Source organism: Sphingomonas sp. TF3, assembly GCF_003985085.1.
In the GTDB taxonomy this organism is placed as follows: Bacteria; Pseudomonadota; Alphaproteobacteria; order Sphingomonadales; family Sphingomonadaceae; genus Sphingomonas.
Genome location: NZ_RWKS01000015.1, coordinates 66,378 through 84,763, shown reverse-complemented (window position 1 = coordinate 84,763; position 18,386 = coordinate 66,378). Strand labels below are relative to the sequence as shown.

The window sequence follows — 18,386 nt, the reverse complement described above, 5'->3', positions numbered from 1 at the left end:
TCGGAATGACCAGTCCGACAGACCCCCGCGCCTTTCTCTATTATGATGGCCAGCTTGATCCGGCGGAGGCGCAGGCGCTGACTGCCGCTGCGCTCGGCAAGGCCGATGATGGCGAATTGTATCTGCAATATCGCAAGTCTGAGGCGTTCGGCTTCGATGACGGGCGGCTGAAAACGGCGAGCTATGACACGCATTCGGGCTTTGGCCTGCGCGCGGTGTCGGGCGAGATGACCGCCTTTGCGCACGCCAATGAACTGAGCGCCGCCGCGATCCGGCGCGCGAGCGAAACGATGGCGCTGATCGATCCATCGTCCGCGCCCAAAGCGGGGCCGCCGCGCAGCACGAACCGGCATCTCTATACAGCCGCCGATCCGCTCGACCTGATCCCATTCGCCGACAAGGTGAACCTCTGCCAGACGATCGACGCCGCCGCGCGCGCGCGCGATCCGCGTGTGGCGCAGGTGTCGGTGTCGCTCTTGGGCAATTGGAACGTCATCGAGATCGTCCGCGCCGACGGCTTCGTCGCGACCGACGTGCGCCCGCTGGTGCGCTTGAACGTGTCGATCGTCGTCGAGCAGAATGGCCGCCGCGAAACCGGTACTTTCGGCATGGGCGGTCGCTATCTCTATACCGAGCTGATGGAGCCGGCGACGTGGAACCGCGCGATCGATCAGGCACTGTCGCAGGCGCTGGTCAATCTCGATGCGGTCGCGGCCCCGGCGGGCGAGATGACCGTGCTGCTCGGGCCGGGCTGGCCGGGCATCCTGCTGCACGAGGCGATCGGCCACGGGCTGGAGGGGGATTTCAACCGCAAGGGCACCAGCGCCTTTTCGGGCCGCATCGGCGAGCGCGTCGCGGCCCCGGGCGTGACGGTGGTCGATGACGGATCGATCGCCGACCGGCGCGGTTCGCTGTCGATCGACGATGAAGGCACGCCGACGCAGGAAAATGTGCTGATCGAGGACGGTATCCTCAAGGGCTATATCCAGGACCGCCTCAACGCGCGCCTGATGGGCGTGGCCCCGACCGGCAATGGCCGCCGCGAAAGCTTCGCCCATGCGCCGATGCCGCGCATGACCAACACTTTCATGCGCGGCGGCAAGGACGATCCGGCCGAACTGCTCAGCCGCATGAAGACCGGCATCTTCGCCAAATCCTTCGGCGGCGGACAAGTCGATATCGTCTCGGGCAAGTTCGTGTTCAGTTGCACCGAGGCCTATCTGGTCGAGAACGGCAAGCTCGGCGCGCCGATCAAGGGCGCGACGCTGATCGGCGATGGCCCGTCCTGCCTGACGCGCGTCGAAGGGATCGGCAACGATTTCGCGCTCGACGAGGGCGTCGGCATGTGCGGCAAAGGCGGTCAGAGCGTTCCCGCAGGCGTCGGGCAGCCGACCTTGCTGGTCGCGGGGCTGACGGTCGGCGGAACGGCGGTCTGAGCTCGCACATCGCCAAAGGGATGCGCTTATGTTAAGCGGTTGCGATGGAGTTCTTTCGCGCCCTTGACGACAAGCACCGCGCCTTCATTGCGCGGCAGCCGGTGTTTTTCGTGGCGACGGCGGCGGAGGGCGCGCGCATCAACCTCAGCCCCAAGGGCATGGACAGCTTTCGCGTGCTCGGGCCCGATCGCGTTGCCTATCTCGACCTTGGCGGATCGGGCAATGAGACGCAGGCGCATCTCGCCGCCGACGGGCGCATCACCATCATGTTCTGCGCGTTCGACAATCCGGCGTTGATTTTGCGGCTGTATGGCACCGGGCGTTTCGTGATTGCGGGGGAGCCGGAGTTCGACGCGCTCGCCCAGCATTTTCCGCGCTTGCCCGGTGCGCGGCAGGTGTTCGACATCGCGGTGGACAGCGTGCAGACCAGTTGCGGATGGGGCGTGCCGCATATGACGCTCGATCGTCCGCGCGACACGCTGGTCAAATATCACGCCCAGCAAGATCCGGAGGCGCGCCTCGCCAAGATCGCGGATCGCACGACGAGCATCGACGGCCTGCCCGTGCGCGTGCAGGCGGTGTTGCCGACCTTCGACCTGCCTGTCGCGTGATTCACCCATGAGTCTGGCGGAGCTGGGCCGCTTTGCGCGCAACGAAGCGCATATCGTGATCGGACTACTCGAGTCCGAGGGGATTCCGGCGTTCGCGCTCGACGGCAATGCCAGCATTGCGGATGGGAGCCAGTTCTTCATCCCCGTGCGCGTGATGGTCGATGCGGACGATATCGAGGCCGCGCGGCAGATCATCGCAGCGCTGCCCGATTCTTAGGCAGACCTTCGCGACTGCACAAAAATTTACCCGTCGGTAATCTTTCCTGACGCGTTTGTGCGCGGAAACGCGTCTTTCTAACTCTGGCACGGTCATTGCGTAGAAGCCCTCGGGGTCCATAACCAGGGGCGGTTGTCGCATGAAGCTCGTCATAGCCATCATCAAACCCTTCAAGCTTGATGAGGTGCGCGAAGCGCTCACCGAAATCGGCGTTGCCGGGATGACCGTTACCGAGGTCAAGGGATTCGGCCGCCAGAAGGGCCAGACCGAAATCTATCGCGGTGCGGAATACAGCACCAACATGGTGCCCAAGATCAAGATCGAGATCGTCTGCGGCGCGGATCTTGCCGACAAGGTCGTCGAGGCGATCCAGGCGTCGGCCAATACCGGCGCGATCGGCGACGGCAAGATTTTCGTGCTCGATGTCGGGCAGGCGGTCCGCATCCGCACCGGCGAAACCGATGAGACCGCGCTGTGAGCGGGGCTGTTAAGGGGGTAAAGATGAAAGCATCGACCAAATTGGGGTTGGCGGCGCTCGCGGGGGCTGCCGTCTTCGCCGCGCTCCCGGCCTGGGCGCAGACCACGGCGGCGGCCGTCTCGCCGATTCCAAAGGCCACCGTCGACAAGGGCGATACCGCCTGGTTGCTGGTTTCCTCGCTGCTGGTGCTGATGATGTCGGTGCCCGGCCTTGCCTTGTTCTATGGCGGCCTGGTGCGCACCAAGAACATGCTCAGCGTCCTCACGCAGGTGCTGATGATCGTGTGCATGGTCGCAGTGATCTGGGTCACCTACGGCTATTCGGTCACCTTTACCGGTGGCAGCGCTTATTTCGGCGGCTTCTCCAAGGCGTTCCTGATGGGCGTCGACGCGAACAGCCAGGCAGCGACCTTCTCCAACGGGGTCTACGTCCCTGAATATGCCTATATCTGCTTCCAGATGACCTTCGCCTGCATCACGCCGGCGCTGTTCATCGGCAGTGTGGCGGAGCGGGTGAAATTCTCGCCGCTGATGCTGTTCACCGCTTTGTGGGTGACGCTGGTCTATTTCCCGATCGCGCACATGGTGTGGTATTGGGGCGGCCCGGACGCGATTGCTTCGGCGGCGCTTAAGGGCGCAGCCGCACTGACCGCGCAGAATGCCGATGCGGGCAAGCTGTTCCAGTGGGGCGCGCTCGATTTCGCTGGCGGCACCGTCGTCCACATCAACGCCGGTATCACCGGCCTGGTGATGTGCATCCTGCTCGGCAAGCGCCTGGGGTACCCCAAGGAGCCGATGCCGCCGCACTCGCTGACCATGACCATGATCGGTGCCAGCTTGCTGTGGGTCGGCTGGTTCGGGTTCAACGCCGGTTCCAACCTCGAAGCCAATGGCGTCACCTCGGTTGCCTTCATCAACACCTTCGTCGCCACCGCCGCTGCTGGCCTGTCCTGGCTGCTGGTCGAACAGATCGTGCGCGGCAAGCCGTCGCTGCTGGGGGCTGCCTCGGGTGTCGTGGCGGGGCTCGTCGCGGTCACCCCGGCCTCGGGTTATGCCGGGCCGATGGGGTCGGTCGTGCTCGGCCTGATCGTCTCGCCGCTCTGCTTCTTCTTCGTCGCCAAGGTGAAGTCGTGGTTCAAATATGACGACTCGCTCGACGTGTTCGGCGTGCACTGTGTCGGCGGCATCACCGGCGCGATCGCGACCGGGATCCTGGTTTCGCCCAAACTCGGTGGCCAGGGCATCGCCGACTACGCGACCAAGCCCGGCACCATGGTCGCTGGCAGCTATGACATGCTCGGCCAAGTCATCACCCAATGCTGGGCCGTCGGTCTGACGCTGGTCTGGTCGGGCGTCGGTGCAGCGGTGCTGTTCGTCCTGATCGACAAGACCTGGGGCATGCGTGTCAGCGCCGATGTCGAGCAGGAAGGCCTCGACATCGCCGAACATGGCGAACGCGCTTACCACTATTGAAGAGATTGGCTGCCGGGTTCGGGGGAGCCCGGCAGCCAAACCATGTTCCTCCTGCGGACGACCTAAGGCCGGTGCGGCAACGCACCGGCCCTTTTTCTTTGTGAAGGCCCGGACAGGGGCGAAGGTGGCTAAGGCTGCGCGGCCAGGCCGTTGACCAGCATATCGGCAATCACGTCGGCGACCGCCTCGGGGGCGAGGTCATCGGTCCACACGCCGTAGCGCAACCCCAGGAACACGTTCATACCCATCACCGCCCAGGCGTGGACTTCGGACACGTCGCTACGGATCTCGCCGCGCGCCGCTGCTGCCTTCAGCCGTGCCGCGATACGCTCGGCGGTCGTCGCATAATGCAGGTGGAAGGATTCGGGATCGACGAATTCGGCTTCGTCGATGATGCGGTAAATTTCCTTGTGCCCGCGCACAAAGGCGATGAATTCGAGCAGCCCGGCACGTTCCGCCGCGATCTGGTCGGGTGCTGCGCGAATCGCCGGGGCGACGCGGTCGCGGACCTGATCCGACATGTCGCGCACCAGCGCGCGGAATACGGCGTCCTTCGAATCGAAATAGGTGTAGAAACTGCCCAGCGCGACACCGGCCCGACGCGTGATGCCGCTGACCGAGGCTTCGTGGAACCCACGCTCGCCGAATTCGATCGCCGCCGCATCGAGGATGGCGCGCAACGTCTTGCGCCCGCGCTCGGTGCGCGGTGCCTTGCCGGCGCTTGCCGAGTCGTCGAGGCGCACAGCGTCGCCGCGCGCGGCCAGATCGCCCGCTTGCGCCGCGTCGGCTGTTGCCACCACGCCACGTTTGGCTGCCATCGTATGGTCCTCCCCAAATCCCAAGTTGAAACCTGGTTCATGTTTCAGTAAAGCGAGAAGCACAGGCGCACAACCCGGATGCATATCGGGCCATGTGGATGCGCCGCAGGAGGGGAAAACCGATGACACGCCTGAATTCCGTGCGCCTGTTGCTCAATGCCAGCGTCGCGCTTGCTGCCATGGTCGCCGCGCCTGCCATGGCCCAGACCACCCCGACGCCAGCAGAACCGGAAGCGGTCGCCGAGAACAGCGACATCGTCGTCACCGCGCGCCGCCGCGCGGAGACCTTGCTGGATGTGCCGATCGCGGTGACCGCCTTCAGCGCCGACCGACTCGAAAAGACGGGTGTGGTCGATCTGACCGATATCCAGAACGTTACCCCCAACACCACGCTGAAGGATGCGCGCGGCACCAATTCCACGCTCGCCGCCTTCATCCGCGGCGTTGGCCAGCAGGATCCGGTCCCCGGCTTCGAGGCGGGGATCGGCATCTATCTCGACGATGTCTATCTCAACCGGCCGCAGGCGGCGGTTCTGGATGTGTACGAAGTCGATCGAATCGAAGTGCTGCGCGGGCCGCAGGGTACGCTCTATGGCCGCAACACCATTGGCGGCGCGGTCAAATATGTGACCAAGCGCCTGGCCGATGTGCCCGAGGCGAGTTTCAAGGCGAGCTATGGGTCGTTCAACCAGGCCGACGGCATCGTCAGCCTGTCGACGCCGGTCGGATCGCTGTTCAAGATTGGCGTGTCGGGCGCGCGGCTGACGCGTGACGGCTTCGGGCGCAACACCAACCTCAACATCGACAATTACAACAAGAACGTCTGGGCCGGGCGCGGCACGATCGAGTTTGCGTCGCCCGACGGGCGGATGTCGCTGCGGCTGACCGGCGATTACACCGAGGATAAATCGAACGCTCGCAACGGATCGCGACTGATCACCAGCTTGCTGACCGCGACGCCGGTGCAATCCAACCCCTTCGACACCCGCGCCGGGCTCAACAACCCGCGCCAGAACATCCAGGCGGGCGGGCTTTCGCTGGTCGCGACGGGCGAACTGACCGACCATCTGACGCTGAAGAGCATCAGTGCGTTCCGCAAGGATCGTTCCTTTACACCGATCGACTTTGACGCGCTGCCCGCGGTCGATGTCGATGTGCCCGCCGTGTATCGCAACGAACAGACCAGCCAGGAATTTCAACTCGCTTACAAGAGCGACAAGCTCAACGGCCTGGTCGGCTTCTATTATCTGGGGGCCAAGGCTTCGACCGGTTTCGACGTGCTGCTGTCGACGACGCTCCCCAATTTTGACGCCTATACCGCTGGCGACGTGCGGACCGAAACCAGCTCGATCTTCGGCGATTTCACCTATGATTTCACGCCGCAATGGAGCCTGTCGCTGGGCGGGCGCTACACCTGGGACCAGCGCCAGTCCTATGTCTTCAAGGCCAGCTATTTCGGCGTGACCTCGGAATTTGGCGGCAGCCCGACGCTGGTCGGCGCACCATCGACGGACTTCCGTGGCACCGCCAACTTCAAGCGCTTCACCCCGCGCGCTTCGCTGAGCTTCAAGCCGACCGCCGACCATCTGCTGTATGCGTCTTACTCGGAAGGCTTCAAAGGCGGCGGTTTCGATCCGCGCGGTTCTGGTACCTCGGCACCAGACGTCAATCAGGATGGCGTGCGCAGCTATCAGGAAATCTACAACTATCTGTTGTTCAAGCCCGAAGTGGTGAAGAGCTATGAAATCGGCTGGAAGGGCGCACTGTTCGAAAAGCGCCTGACCTTCGCGCTCGACGGCTTCTATTCGGATTACAGCAACGTGCAGGTGCCGGGGTCGGTCGGCTGCATCATCGGTGGCGTGCAGTCCTTCTGCGGCATCACCACCAACGCCGCCAAGGCGACGATCAAGGGCGTCGAACTCGAATCGAACGCGATTCTCGCGCGGGATTTCGCAGGGGCGGGGTCGAACGTGACGCTTGCCGGGACGCTGGGTTATATCGATGCCAAGTACAAAACCTTCATCGGGCCGACCGGGACCGACGTCGCCAATGTTCGCGTGTTCCAGAACACGCCGGACTGGACGCTATCGGGTACGCTCGGTGCCACGGTTCCGGCCGGGCCGGGCAAGGTTAACGCCTCCACCACGGTGTCGTATCGCAGCCTGACGCATCAGTTCGAAACCGCCAGCCCGTTCCTCGACCAGCCGGGCTATGCGCTGTGGGACGCGCATTTGACCTATACCTTTGGCAAGGGGCGCTATTCGATCGGCGTCCATGCCAAGAACATCACCGACAAGCACTATAAGACCTCGGGCTATCAATATATCCGCACCGATCTGGCTGGGAATCCGATCAATCTCGCGAACGTGCCGGTTCCGAATGGCCCTTATGTTCCGACGCTGGGCAAGGAAGGCATCGCCACCGCCTTTTACGGCAATCCGCGCCAGGTGTTCGGTACGATTACCGCGAAATTCTGAATCGCGGCGGTTACAAACAGGTGGGCCGGGCACTCGACGCGGGGTGCCCGGCCCTTTTTACGATTGAGGGCAGGCAACATGACCACCGACACCCCCCGCCCGGCAAACCGCGCGCTCGTCCTGGCGATGCTGCTGCTGGTCTATACCTTCAATTTTCTCGACCGGCAGATTTTGAGCATCCTGGCGCAGCCGGTGAAGGCGTCATTGGCGCTGACCGATACACAGCTCGGTATGCTCGGGGGCCTCGCTTTTGCCGCGCTCTATTCGACGCTGGCGATCCCGCTCGCCTTGCTGGCGGATCGCACCAGCCGTTCCTGGGTGATTGCGCTGTCGCTCGGCGTGTGGAGCGTGTTCACCGCATTGTGCGGCACCGCGCAGAGCTTCGGGCAGATGTTCGCCTTTCGCCTCGGCGTCGGCGTCGGCGAAGCGGGCGGGGTGGCACCCTCTTACGCGCTGATCGGCGATTATTATCCGGCCAACACGCGGGCGCGGGCGCTGTCGATCTATTCGCTTGGCATCCCGGTCGGCGCGGCGGCGGGGGCGTTGCTCGGCGGCTATATCGCGCAGACGGTCGAATGGCGCAGCGCGTTCCTGGCGGTTGGGGTGGCGGGGCTGCTGCTTGCGCCTGCGTTTAAATGGATCGTGCGCGATCGCCCGCGCGCGGTGGCACCGGTGGATCAAGTGCCGATCACCCATGTCTTCGGCATCCTTGCCGCCAAGCCGAGCTTCTGGCTGCTCGCCTTCGGGGCGGCGGCAGGGTCGATGTGCGGTTATGGCGTGGCTTTCTGGCTGCCGAGCATGATCATGCGCAATTACGGTCTGGGCTTGAGCCAGACCGGGCAGTTCTTCGGCGCGTTGCTGCTCAGCGGTGGCGTTGCGGGTATTTTGCTGGGGGGATGGTTGGGCGACCGGCTCGGGGCGCGCGGGCGGCGCTGGTACGCGCTGTTTCCGGCGATCTGCTATGTGGTGGGGACGCCGCTGTTCATCGCAGGCGTGCTGGCCGGATCGTGGCAGGCGGCGTTCGCCTTGTTCCTGCTGCCACAGGCGCTGGTCTATGTCTGGCTCGGGCCGGTGCTGACCGCGGTCCAGCATCTCGTCCCCGCCCATATGCGCGCGACCGCCTCGGCCAGTTTCCTGCTCATCAACAATCTGATCGGGCTTGGGCTGGGCTCCTGGGCAATCGGCTCGCTGTCGGACCATTTGGCACCAGCCTATGGCACCGACGCCCTGCGCTATGCGATTGCGACGGGCCTGTGCCTGTATCTGGTCGCGGGCGCGCTAATGGCGCTCGCCAGCCGGTTTCTAACGCGCGATTGGGTGGAGTGAACCGGCTACCAAGAGCAAGCTGAGCTGCCGCCTAGCCTTGTTAGAACTTTGTGCCCCAAAGGGGACAAAGCTGGGCACTCAGATCATCGGAAAATTTCCGTTGATCACCAGTAACCCAAACAAATTGCTGCGAATTTCTCGGTCGACATATTTCCACGCCTGTCGGTCAGTCCCGCGCTTCGCGGATCGCCTCCAGCTCTGCCAGGCGGACAGGATCGCCAGCCGCCAATTCTTCTTCGAGATAGCAGCTGTACGGAATATCCCGCACCAACTGTTGCGCTTCTCCGGTAAATTCGGACGCGATGATCGCAAAGGCGTCGACCAGTTCGCGCAAAAATGGCTTGTCCAGAGCCTGAAGATCCGCGCCGAGTAGTTCCATCATCTGTACTGCCTCGTCAGGGTCCAACGTATCGTCATCGGTAAGTTCGAGAAACAGAGAAAAGTGAGCGATAATGCGGGCGACCTGAATAGCAATCATGGTTTTACGACCCTTACCTTGATGTTGGTGACCTTCAATTTTTTCAATAGATTTCTGGCTGCGAGCAACTGCTTTTCATTAGGAACTTCCCACACACCGATAAGGCGATGCTGTGCTAAAACTTCGGACTGCCGCAAGGTTTGTGCCCGCGCGCGAGGCAAATCCCTGATCGCCCATTTTCTGTCGATCAAGGTTTCGCCCTGAACACCGTCAAATTTCACCGGTCGCTTCGAGCCGTCCGGAAGGGTTCGCGTTAGTGTGGGCGCTTGGCTGGGCCGCGCGCCCGTGGCCGTGTCGTTGTAAACTTTCCAAGGCTTTTCGGAAACAAGGGTCTCCTTGACCCAGCCAACCTGCGGCGGATCATAGGAAATGCGCGGCGTTACAGCGCGCATACGGCGCAAGGCGGACACCTTCGACAGCGTCGCTCCGGGTGCTGCCGCCAGCGCGACATTGCCAACGATCGATCCGGTGGCACGGCCAAGGTCGCGCGAAGACGCATGTGCAATCGTATTGACCGCGCGAGCGATATGAATCCGCGCGGGCGTGTTTTCGGCTACCAGGACCGAATCGATCGTTTCGGCAATACCGATAGCTGTATTGCTAACCGTGGTGATAGGGTTTGTCGTGAAAAGGGAATATGCCCCGGCGGCCGTCTCTTTCCCGACATGATACAGGCCTTCGCCAACCCCGCTGACGAATTCGACGGCAGAGTTCCGCTGAGCGCCAGGTTGCGTATGCTGTGGCTTAGGTGGGGCCGCCGTTGAGCCAAGGCGGCCGGAAGGCGAAGGTCCCACTTTCGGCCCTGCTCCGTTAATCGGCTTCTTCGGCTTGCTACGGTTGCCTATCGGTGCTCGATGGTCACCGGCCCGTCTGATCGGGCTGGTCCTGTCGCGACCATAGTTCTGCCCCGAGCCCGCAAAGGTGAACCGCCCATCCGCCGGATCGTGCCAGGGATTAAATTTGAGTTCGATGCCGTCCGCGAAGGCTACGCGCGGCAATCTGCCGGTTCGCAGCCAGATCGAAAATGCGCGTCGTCGCTGGCTATCGGATATCAGAATCATGCCGCCCTCGCTGCTTTATGCGGCGAGAACATTTGAGCAACATTTTCCTACACGTCAACCGGAAATTGCACCGGTCAACGCCGCCACCGCCCCGCCTTACTCCTCCATGGGATGCGATTCTAAGAAAGTGGTGCGGCCGAGAAGACTCGAACTTCCACGGGCTTTCGCCCACAACGACCTCAACGTTGCGCGTCTACCAGTTCCGCCACGGCCGCACGTAACATCACCGGGCACGCCCGGCAGCTGGTAGGCGAGCGCCCCTAGCAAAGCATCGCGGCCGGTGCAATGCCTATCGCAATCGGGATGATGCGCGTAGCAGGCGCGGATGCCGGTTGCCTCCCTCCCAAGTCGCTCCGACCGATGCGTTGCGGAGACGCGGCGTATTCTCACGCTGGCGTGGCCGGTGATGCTGACCAGCCTCAACTGGACGATTTTGAGCGTCACCGACATCGTTGTGGTCGGCTTGACGGGCACCGACCAAGTCGCCGCCTTGGGCGCGAGTCGGGCGCTGACCTTCGTGACGATCGTCGCGGGGCTGGCGTGGTTGTCGGGCACGTTGGTGTTCACCGCGCGCGCCGATGGCGCGGGCGACCTGCCGCGCACGGGCGCGACCCTGCGGGAGGGGCTGGTGCTGGCGCTGGTCTTGGGCGCGCTTGGTGCGCTCGGCTTCGGGCTGTTTGCCGAAGCGATGTTGGGCGGCATCGGCGTCGCGCCAGCTTTGGTGGGCCCGGCGGCGCGCGTGGTGCGGGTGATGGCATTGTCCTATCCGTTCCAGTTGACGATCATCGCGGCGAGCTTCTTTCTGGAGGCAATTTCGCGGCCGCGCCGGGTGATGGTGGTCAACCTTGCGATTCTCCCGCTCAACGCGGTGCTGGCCTGGGCGTGGTCGGGCGGGCATTTGGGCCTGCCCGCTTTGGGGGCGGTCGGGGCGGCTTCGGCAACGGCAAGCGCGTCGCTGATCGGCGCGGTGGCGATGCTGGCGGCAGTGTGGACGACAGACAATGCGCGGGCGCGCGGCGTGCGCGATCTTTCGCGGCGGGCATGGGTGGCTGCGGTGCCCGGTGCTGTGCGGCTGGCGCGCTTCGGAATCGTGCCCGCGATCGCCTCGGGCCTCGAACTGGCGGGCTTTTCGATTCTGATCGCCTTGTCGACCGACTTCGGCCCCGTGACCGCGCACGCTTTCCAAATCGTCTTCTCGGTCCACAACGTTACCTTTGGGGTCGCGCTCGGGCTTGGATCGGCGGCGGGCGTGCGCGTCGGCAATGCCGTGGGCGAGGGGACGCCCGCGCTGGCGGTACCCCGCACCGTGATCGCGGCCGGGCTGGCGGCGCTGTTCACGGGCCTGCTTGCGATCGTGATCGTGGTGGCGCGCTGGCCGATCGTCGCGGCGTTTCCGGCGGCACCTGGCGTCCACGCGGTGGCGTTGGCGATGTTGCCGATCTGGGCACCGTTCATTCTGTTCGACGGCGTGCAGGTGGTGTTCGTCTATGCGCTGCGGTCGCTCGGCGACCAGATTGCGGCGGGGGTGAACAGCATCGTCGCGTTCTTCGTGGTGACCGGCGGGGCGGGTTGGCTGTTCGTCCAAGCGGGGGTCGGACCGCTTGGGCTGGTCTATGCCTCCGGGCTAGGAATGGTTGCCGCCGCGATTCTGCACGGCGGCCGCTTCGCCTGGCTCAGTGCGCGGCCTCGCCGGAAAAACTGAGCACCAACTCCTGGGCGTTGACGGGCACGTTGACTTGTGCGGAGTTGAACTGGACTTGCCCCTTGGGCGGCAGCGTGGTCGCCTCGGGTCGGATGATCCAGCTAAACACGATCCGCTTCTGCGCATCGCGCAGGTCGGCGCGGATGTCGGGGATGGGCTGGCGCGTGTCGGTCGGGTTAAGCACGATGCCGCTGACCGCGAAAATCTCGTTGCCGTTGAAGGTATGCTGGTCGACCGGCTTGCTGACGATTTTCAGCGGCGTACCGGTCGCCGGGCGAAACAACTGGCCCGCCAGCCCGGGAAGGTCCGCATAGAAAACGAGCGCCGCTGCTGCGAGCATGGCGATGCCAGCCGCGATCGCCGCCACGGTCCAGCGCCGCGCCGGGTTGCGGCGGGGGCGAAACGGCGGTTCGTGCGCGAACGCATCATAGTCTTCATAGGGCGAAGCCGCCGGGTCGGCCGCAGGCGGCGGAGCGGGTTGTCGCTCAACCTCCGCTTCCATCCGGGGCGCGACAGGCGGCGGCGCGATCGGCGCAGCTTCCGCCCGCGCAACCAGATCGAGCACGGGGGCACCGGCCTGGAACCAACTGTGCTTGCAGCTCGCGCACCGCACGGTCCGCCCATCCGCCCCAATGGCGGAATCCGGGACGAGGTAACGCGTGTGGCACTTGGTGCATTCGAGGATCATGATACGGCTTTGGCCCCGTTACCGCCCTGTGGCAACGTATCCCCCGAATCTAAGCCTACGCGGCCGCGCTAGGCAAGCGTTTCGCAACGCTATCGTGATGCCTGTGCTTGTGGCGGCGCGCCGGATCGTGCGATGCAGGCGCAGGGCATTGATAAGAGAGCGAGCAGCACGCGCCACATGGCGAATATCGTACAGTTCGAAAATGTGGGGCTACGCTACGGCACGGGCCAGGAGACGCTGTCCGACGTCAGCTTCACGCTGTCGACCGGGGCATTTTATTTCCTGACCGGCGCATCGGGCGCGGGCAAGACGTCGCTGTTGAAGCTGCTCTATCTGGCGCAGCGTCCGACGCGCGGCAGCATCCGGCTGTTCGGCGAAGACGCGGTGACCTTGCCGCGATCGCGCCTGCCGGGCTTCCGGCGGCGGATCGGCGTGGTGTTCCAGGATTTCCGGCTCGTCCCGCATCTCTCGGCCTTTGACAATATCGCCTTGCCGCTGCGCGTATCGGGCGTGCCCGAAAGCGATGTCGAGGCACCCGTGCGCGAGATGCTCGCCTGGGTCGGCCTCAGCGACCGGGTCGAGGCGAAGCCGCCAACGTTGTCGGGCGGCGAGCAGCAGCGCGTGGCGATTGCGCGCGCGGTGATCGGCCGACCCGAAATCCTCGTTGCCGACGAACCGACCGGCAACGTCGATCCGGACATGGCGGAACGATTGTTGCACCTGTTCGACTCGCTCAATCGGCTCGGTACGACGGTCGTGGTGGCAACCCACGATTTCCACCTGCTCGGGCGCATCCAGAAGGCACACATGATGCGGCTGGACCACGGGCGTTTGCTCGACCCGACGGGTTCGTTGCGCTTTCCCCCGCCCAACGGCACCGGCGGTAGCGAATGAGCGTGCGAATGATTGCATCGGCGGCCGACCGCCGCTTGCTTGACGAGAGTCGGGGCACGCGGGCCATGATGTGGATCATGGCGATCATGCTGTTCCTGACGGTGCTTGCCGCCGCGCTTGGGCTGGGCACGCTGGGAGCGGCGGCGTTGCTCGACCGGCAATTGGCCGGCCGGTTGACGGTGCAGATTGTCGAGCCCGTGGAGAGCAAGCGGCTCGACCAGGCAGCGCGCGCGCTCGCCGTGCTGCACGCGGATCCGGTGGTAACGCGCGCGGTCGCGGTCGATCGCGCCAAGCTGACGACCTTGCTGCGCCCGTGGCTGGGGGCCGACGGTGCCGATCCCGATTTGCCGATCCCGGCGATGATCGACGTCGATCTCGGCGCGGCCAGCGATGCCGCGGTGGCACGCGTGCGCGAAGCCGTGCTGAGCGTCGCGCCCTCCGCACGGATCGACCGGCATGAAAGCTGGATGTCGCCGGTGCGCAGTTTCATGGGGCTCGTCACGCTGCTGGCGGCGGGGCTGGTCTTGCTGATGGCGACGGCCACGGCGGCGGTCGTGGTTCTGGCGGCACGCGCCGGGCTGGAAACGCACCGGGCGACGATCGAGGTCTTGCACATGCTGGGGTCGACCGATGTTCAGGTCGCGCGGCTGTTCCAGCGCCGGATCGCGCTCGATACGTTGATCGGCGGCGTGCTCGGCACGGTCGTCGCGGGCGGCGTGGTGATGTTGATTGGCTGGCAATTGACGACGCTTGGCTCGGATTTGCTGGGAGGCCTGGCGCTCGGCACGCGCGATTGGGTGCTGCTCGGGGCATTGCCGCTGGTGTTCGCGCTGCTGGCAACGCTCGCGGCACGGCAAGCGGTGCTCGGTGCGCTCGGACGCTATTTGTGATCGCGCGGGTCCTGGGCTTGCTCGTGCTGCTCTGGCTGCTTGGGTTTGCGGTTTTCCTGGCGACGATGCCGGCACCGCTTGTCGGCCCGCGTACCGATGCAATTGTGGTGCTGACGGGGTCTGCCGGGCGGATCGATCGCGGTCTCACGCTGCTGCAGGGGCATATGGCCAAGCGCATGCTGATCAGCGGCGTCGCGCCGGAAGTGCGCCCGGCCGAACTGGCGCATGAATATCGCGTCAGCCCGGCGCTGTTCGCGTGCTGCGTCGATTTGGGCCATGAAGCAGTGGATACCCGCTCCAACGCCGACGAGACGGCGGACTGGGTGCGCAGTCACGGCTACAAGACGGTGCGGCTGGTGACCTCGGATTGGCATCTGGCGCGGGCGCGGCTCGAACTGGTCAATGCGCTCGATGGGGACGCGACCGTGTTCGGGGATGGCGTGCCGAGCAGCCCGCGCTACGCCGTGCTGATCGGCGAATATAATAAGCTCATTCTGCGCAAGGCTGCCTTGCTGATCGGGGCCGTCACGTGAACGCTTTGCGAAATTGGCTGTTCATGCTGGTGTTTTACGGGGGGTCGGTGCCGATTGTGCTCACCTCACCAATTTCGGCGCTGTTCGGCTGGCGCGCGATGGTGGTGCATACGCATTTCTGGACCCGCTTCCATGGCTGGGCGACGCGCACGATCCTCGGTATCCACCAAAACATTGAAGGCGCGCGTTTCGGGGATACGAAGGGGCCCGGCCATATCGGCGGGGTGCCCGTGCTCTATGCCGCCAAGCACCAGGCGATGTATGAAACACTTGAGCTGGGGCGAATGCTGCGCAACCCGGCGATCGTGATGAAGCAGGAGTTGACCGATATCCCGGTATGGGGCTGGGCGGCGCGGCGCTACGGGGTGATCGTGGTCGATCGCGAGGCGTCGGCGGGCGCACTGCGGCGCATGTTACGCGAGGCGCGCGCGGCGCTTGCCGAGCAGCGCTCGATCCTGATTTTCCCCGAAGGAACGCGCGTGGCACCGGGCGAACAGCCGCCGCTGCGCGCCGGGTTCGCCGGGCTATACCAGATGCTCAAGATCCCGGTGGTACCGGTGGCGATCAACAGCGGACAGATATGGCCCAAACACGGCCCGAAAGTGCCGGGAGTGGTGACCTTCCGGTTCGGCGAGCCCATTCCCCCCGGCTTGCCGCGCGCCGAGATCGAGCGGCGCGTCCATGCGGCGATCAACGCCTTGGACACGCCGCAGGCCTAGCAACGCCGGCGTTTTAGTCGTGCGCGCGCCCGAAATCCGGGGCCGGATCGTCCTGCCCCTGTTCGATGATGCCGCGTCGCACCGCGCGGGTCTTGGTGAACAGGTCGAACAATTCGTCGCCCTTGCCCCAGCGGATCGCGCGTTGCAGCGCGGTCAAATCTTCCGAGAAGCGCTGTAGCATGTCGAGCACCGCCTCGCGATTGGCGAGGAACACGTCGCGCCACATCGTCGGATCGGACGCGGCGATGCGCGTGAAATCGCGAAAGCCGCCAGCCGAATATTTGATGACTTCAGATTGGGTAACTTCCTCCATGTCGGATGCCGTGCCGACGATGGTATAGGCGATCAAATGGGGCAAATGGCTGGTGATGGCGAGCACGCGGTCGTGATGGTCGGGGGCCATCGTCTCGATTTCCGCGCCCAATCTGCGCCAGAATTCGGCAACGCGTTCAACGGCGAGCGGATCGGCATTCTCGGGCGGGGTGAGGATGCACCAGCGTTTGTGGAACAGCGTCGCGAAGCCCGCTTCGGGCCCGCTGCGCTCGGTCCCCGCGACGGGGTGGGCGGGAATGATCGTGGCACCGGGCAGCGCCTCGGTCAGCGCGCGCAGCACTTCGGCCTTGCAGCTGCCGACATCGCTGACCACGGCTTCGGCAGGCAGATCGGCCGCGAACTCGGCGGCGGCTGCTCCCATCGCGCCGACGGGCACGCACAGGATGACAAGGTCCGCGTCGATCACCGCAGCGCCGCTGCTATCGGCGACATCGTCGAACAGCTTGAGCTGGTCTGCGACGAGACGAACGTCCGCGTCGGCATCGTAACCGGTCAGCCGGACCGTCGGCATCGCGGCGCGCGCGGCGCGGGCGATCGACGAGCCGATCAGACCGATACCGATGATAGTGACACGAGCAAAGGGCAGCATGACGTCGCGCATGGCGGATGCTCATTCCATTGGCAAGCTGGCGTTGTCCGTCCGGCCTGCTAGGAGGCCGCGTGGGGAGATAGGAATGCGGGGAAGTGAAACGGTCTGGCGCGCTTTGGCGATGGCACGACGGGCCAATCTTACCGACACACAGCAGTCGGCACCGATCCCGGGGGGACCAGGCGAGACGCGACGTGCGGTATTGGCTGCACTCGCGGCGGCGGGGGCGGCAACCGCTTTGCCTTCCCCTGGCCATGCGGGGACGGCGAGCGCGGGCCCCGTAGCGATTATCGGCGGCGGCATCGCCGGGTTGACTGCTTTGTGGCACCTCACCCGCGCCGGGATCGACGCGCGCCTGTATGAAGCGCGCGCGCGGCTGGGCGGGCGGGTCTATACCGCACGCGAGCCGGGCAAGCCGACATTCGAGGCAGGCGCGCAGCTGGTCAATACCGACCATGCCGATATGCATGCGCTCGCCCGAGAATTCGGTTTGGCGCTGATCGACCGCAAGGGCACGCCGCACCGCACGATGATCCTCGCCGATGGCCAGGAGGTGCCACAGAGCAAGCTCGCTGCCGCGTTGCGCGGTATCGCCGGGCAAATCGACGCCGATTCGGTGCGGATGGACCAGGATTATGCGCGGGTCGGGCCCGAGCTCGATGCGCTGAGCTTTACCGACTATCTCGACCGGCATGCCGATTTGATGCCCGAACCGTGGGTCCGTCGCCTGATCGAGGCGACGGCGCGCACCGAATATGGGGTGGAACCGGGAGAGGCATCCGCAATCGAACTCGTGTTCAACCTGCCGACGGTCAAGGGGCGGCGGATCGACGTTCTTGGACGCAGCGACGAACGCTATCTTATTTCCGGCGGCAGCGGCGCGTTGATCGACGCCATGGCGGCGCGGTTGTCGGCCCGCATCCAGCTCAATCGCCGCGTCACGCGGATTGATCCGTTCGGGGCCGGGGTCCGCGTGGTATTTGCCGACGGAAAAACCGTCGATGCCGCCAACGTGATCGTCACGACCCCCGCGTCGATCACGCGCAACATCGATTTTCAGGTTCCCCTGCCGCCGCTGTGGACGCGTTTCATTACCGAGGTCGGATTGGGCATGAACATGAAGGTTCAGGCGGGGATGACCGCGCGTCCATGGGATGCGGTGGTCGGGCGCGGCGGCGACATCTGGCAAACCAACGCGCGGGCCGGAGTGGCGAGCGGCTGGGATGGCAGCGTGCGCGGCGGCGGTGCGTCGGGCGACATGTGGACATGGTTCCTGGGCGGCGCGCAGGTGGCGGCGGCCGACCGGCCGGAGCCCTTATCGCTGACTGCCAAATATGCCGTCCAGGTGGAGCCCGGCGTGCCGGGCATGCTGGCTGCCACCGGGCCGTTCGTGCGTCGCACCAACTGGCATCGCGATCCGATGGCGATGGGCGCTTATGTCAATTTCCGGCCGGGCCAATTGACGCGCTTCGGGCGGCTGATCTGGACCGAGGTAAGCGGGGTCGTAAAGGCTCCGGTTTCGGCCGGCCCTGTCTTGTTCGCGGGCGAACATCTTTCCGACGCCTATCCCGGCTATATGAATGGCAGTGCGCAGACCGGTCGGCTTGCCGCCTCGACGATCATCGCCAGCCGGGCGCATGCGCGAGGCTTGAGTTGATCGCCGC

Annotated in this window: 18 protein-coding genes and 1 tRNA gene; 13 read left to right on the top strand and 6 right to left on the bottom strand. The window is 64.8% G+C overall.

Features of this window, described 5'->3' with window-relative positions:
• Positions 1-5: 5 nt before the first annotated feature.
• The 5 genes from tldD (at position 6) to EJC47_RS14265 (ending at position 4,214) form a co-directional block, all read left to right on the top strand.
• Positions 6-1,436, top strand: a complete 1,431-nt coding sequence (gene tldD, locus EJC47_RS14285; RefSeq protein WP_126848635.1) for a metalloprotease TldD — start codon at positions 6-8, stop codon at positions 1,434-1,436.
• Between the two features lie 44 nt (positions 1,437-1,480).
• A complete protein-coding gene (locus EJC47_RS14280; protein WP_126848634.1) occupies positions 1,481-2,047 on the top strand; it encodes a pyridoxamine 5'-phosphate oxidase family protein in 567 nt (188 codons plus the stop codon).
• Between the two features lie 7 nt (positions 2,048-2,054).
• Positions 2,055-2,264 (top strand): putative signal transducing protein, encoded by a 210-nt coding sequence (locus EJC47_RS14275; protein ID WP_033967542.1) that lies wholly within the window; start codon positions 2,055-2,057, stop codon positions 2,262-2,264.
• 139 nt (positions 2,265-2,403) lie between these two features.
• Complete coding sequence (locus EJC47_RS14270; protein ID WP_010405890.1) at positions 2,404-2,742, top strand: P-II family nitrogen regulator; 339 nt, start codon at positions 2,404-2,406, stop codon at positions 2,740-2,742.
• Positions 2,743-2,765: 23 nt separating this feature from the next.
• Positions 2,766-4,214, top strand: a complete 1,449-nt coding sequence (locus EJC47_RS14265; RefSeq protein ID WP_126848633.1) for an ammonium transporter — start codon at positions 2,766-2,768, stop codon at positions 4,212-4,214.
• Between the two features lie 128 nt (positions 4,215-4,342).
• Here EJC47_RS14265 and EJC47_RS14260 read toward each other — a convergent pair whose 3' ends face one another.
• Positions 4,343-5,032: a TetR/AcrR family transcriptional regulator gene (locus EJC47_RS14260; RefSeq protein WP_249340889.1), complete on the bottom strand. Its 690-nt coding sequence runs from the start codon at positions 5,030-5,032 to the stop codon at positions 4,343-4,345.
• A 122-nt stretch (positions 5,033-5,154) separates the two neighbouring features.
• Here EJC47_RS14260 and EJC47_RS14255 point away from each other — a divergent pair, with 122 nt between their 5' ends.
• Positions 5,155-7,509, top strand: a complete 2,355-nt coding sequence (locus EJC47_RS14255; RefSeq protein ID WP_126848632.1) for a TonB-dependent receptor — start codon at positions 5,155-5,157, stop codon at positions 7,507-7,509.
• Between the two features lie 78 nt (positions 7,510-7,587).
• Complete coding sequence (locus EJC47_RS14250) at positions 7,588-8,835, top strand: spinster family MFS transporter (protein ID WP_126848631.1); 1,248 nt, start codon at positions 7,588-7,590, stop codon at positions 8,833-8,835.
• 166 nt (positions 8,836-9,001) lie between these two features.
• Here the strand turns inward: EJC47_RS14250 and EJC47_RS14245 are convergent, their stop codons facing one another.
• From EJC47_RS14245 to EJC47_RS14235, 3 genes are all read right to left on the bottom strand, one after another.
• The gene (locus EJC47_RS14245; protein ID WP_126848630.1) at positions 9,002-9,313 is read right to left on the bottom strand and encodes a hypothetical protein; all 312 of its coding nucleotides are present in this window, start codon (positions 9,311-9,313) and stop codon (positions 9,002-9,004) included.
• The gene (locus EJC47_RS14240; RefSeq protein WP_126848629.1) at positions 9,310-10,374 is read right to left on the bottom strand and encodes a hypothetical protein; all 1,065 of its coding nucleotides are present in this window, start codon (positions 10,372-10,374) and stop codon (positions 9,310-9,312) included. Before EJC47_RS14240 ends, EJC47_RS14245 begins: the two co-directional genes overlap by 4 nt.
• A 128-nt stretch (positions 10,375-10,502) precedes the next feature.
• Positions 10,503-10,589, bottom strand: a tRNA-Leu gene (locus tag EJC47_RS14235).
• Positions 10,590-10,699: 110 nt separating this feature from the next.
• Between EJC47_RS14235 and EJC47_RS14230 the strand changes: the two genes are divergently transcribed.
• Positions 10,700-12,076, top strand: coding sequence for an MATE family efflux transporter (locus EJC47_RS14230; RefSeq protein ID WP_126848628.1), 1,377 nt, complete (start codon positions 10,700-10,702; stop codon positions 12,074-12,076).
• On the opposite strand, the gene EJC47_RS14225 is transcribed toward EJC47_RS14230, so the two are convergent.
• Positions 12,048-12,764, bottom strand: a complete 717-nt coding sequence (locus EJC47_RS14225; RefSeq protein ID WP_126848627.1) for a zinc-ribbon domain-containing protein — start codon at positions 12,762-12,764, stop codon at positions 12,048-12,050. The genes EJC47_RS14230 and EJC47_RS14225 overlap by 29 nt on opposite strands.
• Positions 12,765-12,941: 177 nt before the next feature.
• Here EJC47_RS14225 and ftsE point away from each other — a divergent pair, with 177 nt between their 5' ends.
• Genes ftsE through EJC47_RS14205 form a run of 4 tightly spaced genes read left to right on the top strand, consistent with a single transcriptional unit; the run spans position 12,942 to position 15,800 of the window.
• On the top strand, positions 12,942-13,658 hold the full coding sequence (gene ftsE, locus EJC47_RS14220) for a cell division ATP-binding protein FtsE (protein WP_126848626.1): 717 nt from the start codon (positions 12,942-12,944) through the stop codon (positions 13,656-13,658).
• A complete protein-coding gene (locus tag EJC47_RS14215) occupies positions 13,655-14,548 on the top strand; it encodes a cell division protein FtsX (protein ID WP_033967545.1) in 894 nt (297 codons plus the stop codon). Before ftsE ends, EJC47_RS14215 begins: the two co-directional genes overlap by 4 nt.
• Entirely contained in the window at positions 14,545-15,081 is a 537-nt protein-coding gene (locus tag EJC47_RS14210; RefSeq protein WP_033967547.1) for a YdcF family protein, read from the top strand. The genes EJC47_RS14215 and EJC47_RS14210 overlap by 4 nt, the downstream gene beginning before the upstream one ends.
• Positions 15,078-15,800, top strand: coding sequence for a lysophospholipid acyltransferase family protein (locus EJC47_RS14205; RefSeq protein WP_126848625.1), 723 nt, complete (start codon positions 15,078-15,080; stop codon positions 15,798-15,800). Before EJC47_RS14210 ends, EJC47_RS14205 begins: the two co-directional genes overlap by 4 nt.
• Before the next feature lie 13 nt (positions 15,801-15,813).
• On the opposite strand, the gene EJC47_RS14200 is transcribed toward EJC47_RS14205, so the two are convergent.
• Positions 15,814-16,722: a prephenate/arogenate dehydrogenase family protein gene (locus EJC47_RS14200; RefSeq protein ID WP_033967589.1), complete on the bottom strand. Its 909-nt coding sequence runs from the start codon at positions 16,720-16,722 to the stop codon at positions 15,814-15,816.
• An 85-nt stretch (positions 16,723-16,807) separates the two neighbouring features.
• Here EJC47_RS14200 and EJC47_RS14195 point away from each other — a divergent pair, with 85 nt between their 5' ends.
• Positions 16,808-18,379, top strand: coding sequence for a flavin monoamine oxidase family protein (locus tag EJC47_RS14195; protein WP_126848623.1), 1,572 nt, complete (start codon positions 16,808-16,810; stop codon positions 18,377-18,379).
• Positions 18,380-18,386: the final 7 nt, after the last annotated feature.

Excerpts from the sequence above, each read along its gene's own strand:
- tldD (WP_126848635.1), top strand. The coding sequence starts at position 6 with ATGACCAGTCCGACAGACCCCCGCGCCTTTCTCTATTATGATGGCCAG.
- EJC47_RS14280 (WP_126848634.1), top strand. The coding sequence starts at position 1,481 with ATGGAGTTCTTTCGCGCCCTTGACGACAAGCACCGCGCCTTCATTGCG.
- EJC47_RS14275 (WP_033967542.1), top strand. The coding sequence starts at position 2,055 with ATGAGTCTGGCGGAGCTGGGCCGCTTTGCGCGCAACGAAGCGCATATC.
- EJC47_RS14270 (WP_010405890.1), top strand. The coding sequence starts at position 2,404 with ATGAAGCTCGTCATAGCCATCATCAAACCCTTCAAGCTTGATGAGGTG.
- EJC47_RS14265 (WP_126848633.1), top strand. The coding sequence starts at position 2,766 with ATGAAAGCATCGACCAAATTGGGGTTGGCGGCGCTCGCGGGGGCTGCC.
- EJC47_RS14260 (WP_249340889.1), bottom strand. The coding sequence starts at position 5,032 with ATGGCAGCCAAACGTGGCGTGGTGGCAACAGCCGACGCGGCGCAAGCG.
- EJC47_RS14255 (WP_126848632.1), top strand. The coding sequence starts at position 5,155 with ATGACACGCCTGAATTCCGTGCGCCTGTTGCTCAATGCCAGCGTCGCG.
- EJC47_RS14250 (WP_126848631.1), top strand. The coding sequence starts at position 7,588 with ATGACCACCGACACCCCCCGCCCGGCAAACCGCGCGCTCGTCCTGGCG.
- EJC47_RS14245 (WP_126848630.1), bottom strand. The coding sequence starts at position 9,313 with ATGATTGCTATTCAGGTCGCCCGCATTATCGCTCACTTTTCTCTGTTT.
- EJC47_RS14240 (WP_126848629.1), bottom strand. The coding sequence starts at position 10,374 with ATGATTCTGATATCCGATAGCCAGCGACGACGCGCATTTTCGATCTGG.
- EJC47_RS14230 (WP_126848628.1), top strand. The coding sequence starts at position 10,700 with ATGCCGGTTGCCTCCCTCCCAAGTCGCTCCGACCGATGCGTTGCGGAG.
- EJC47_RS14225 (WP_126848627.1), bottom strand. The coding sequence starts at position 12,764 with ATGATCCTCGAATGCACCAAGTGCCACACGCGTTACCTCGTCCCGGAT.
- ftsE (WP_126848626.1), top strand. The coding sequence starts at position 12,942 with ATGGCGAATATCGTACAGTTCGAAAATGTGGGGCTACGCTACGGCACG.
- EJC47_RS14215 (WP_033967545.1), top strand. The coding sequence starts at position 13,655 with ATGAGCGTGCGAATGATTGCATCGGCGGCCGACCGCCGCTTGCTTGAC.
- EJC47_RS14200 (WP_033967589.1), bottom strand. The coding sequence starts at position 16,722 with ATGCTGCCCTTTGCTCGTGTCACTATCATCGGTATCGGTCTGATCGGC.
- EJC47_RS14195 (WP_126848623.1), top strand. The coding sequence starts at position 16,808 with ATGCGGGGAAGTGAAACGGTCTGGCGCGCTTTGGCGATGGCACGACGG.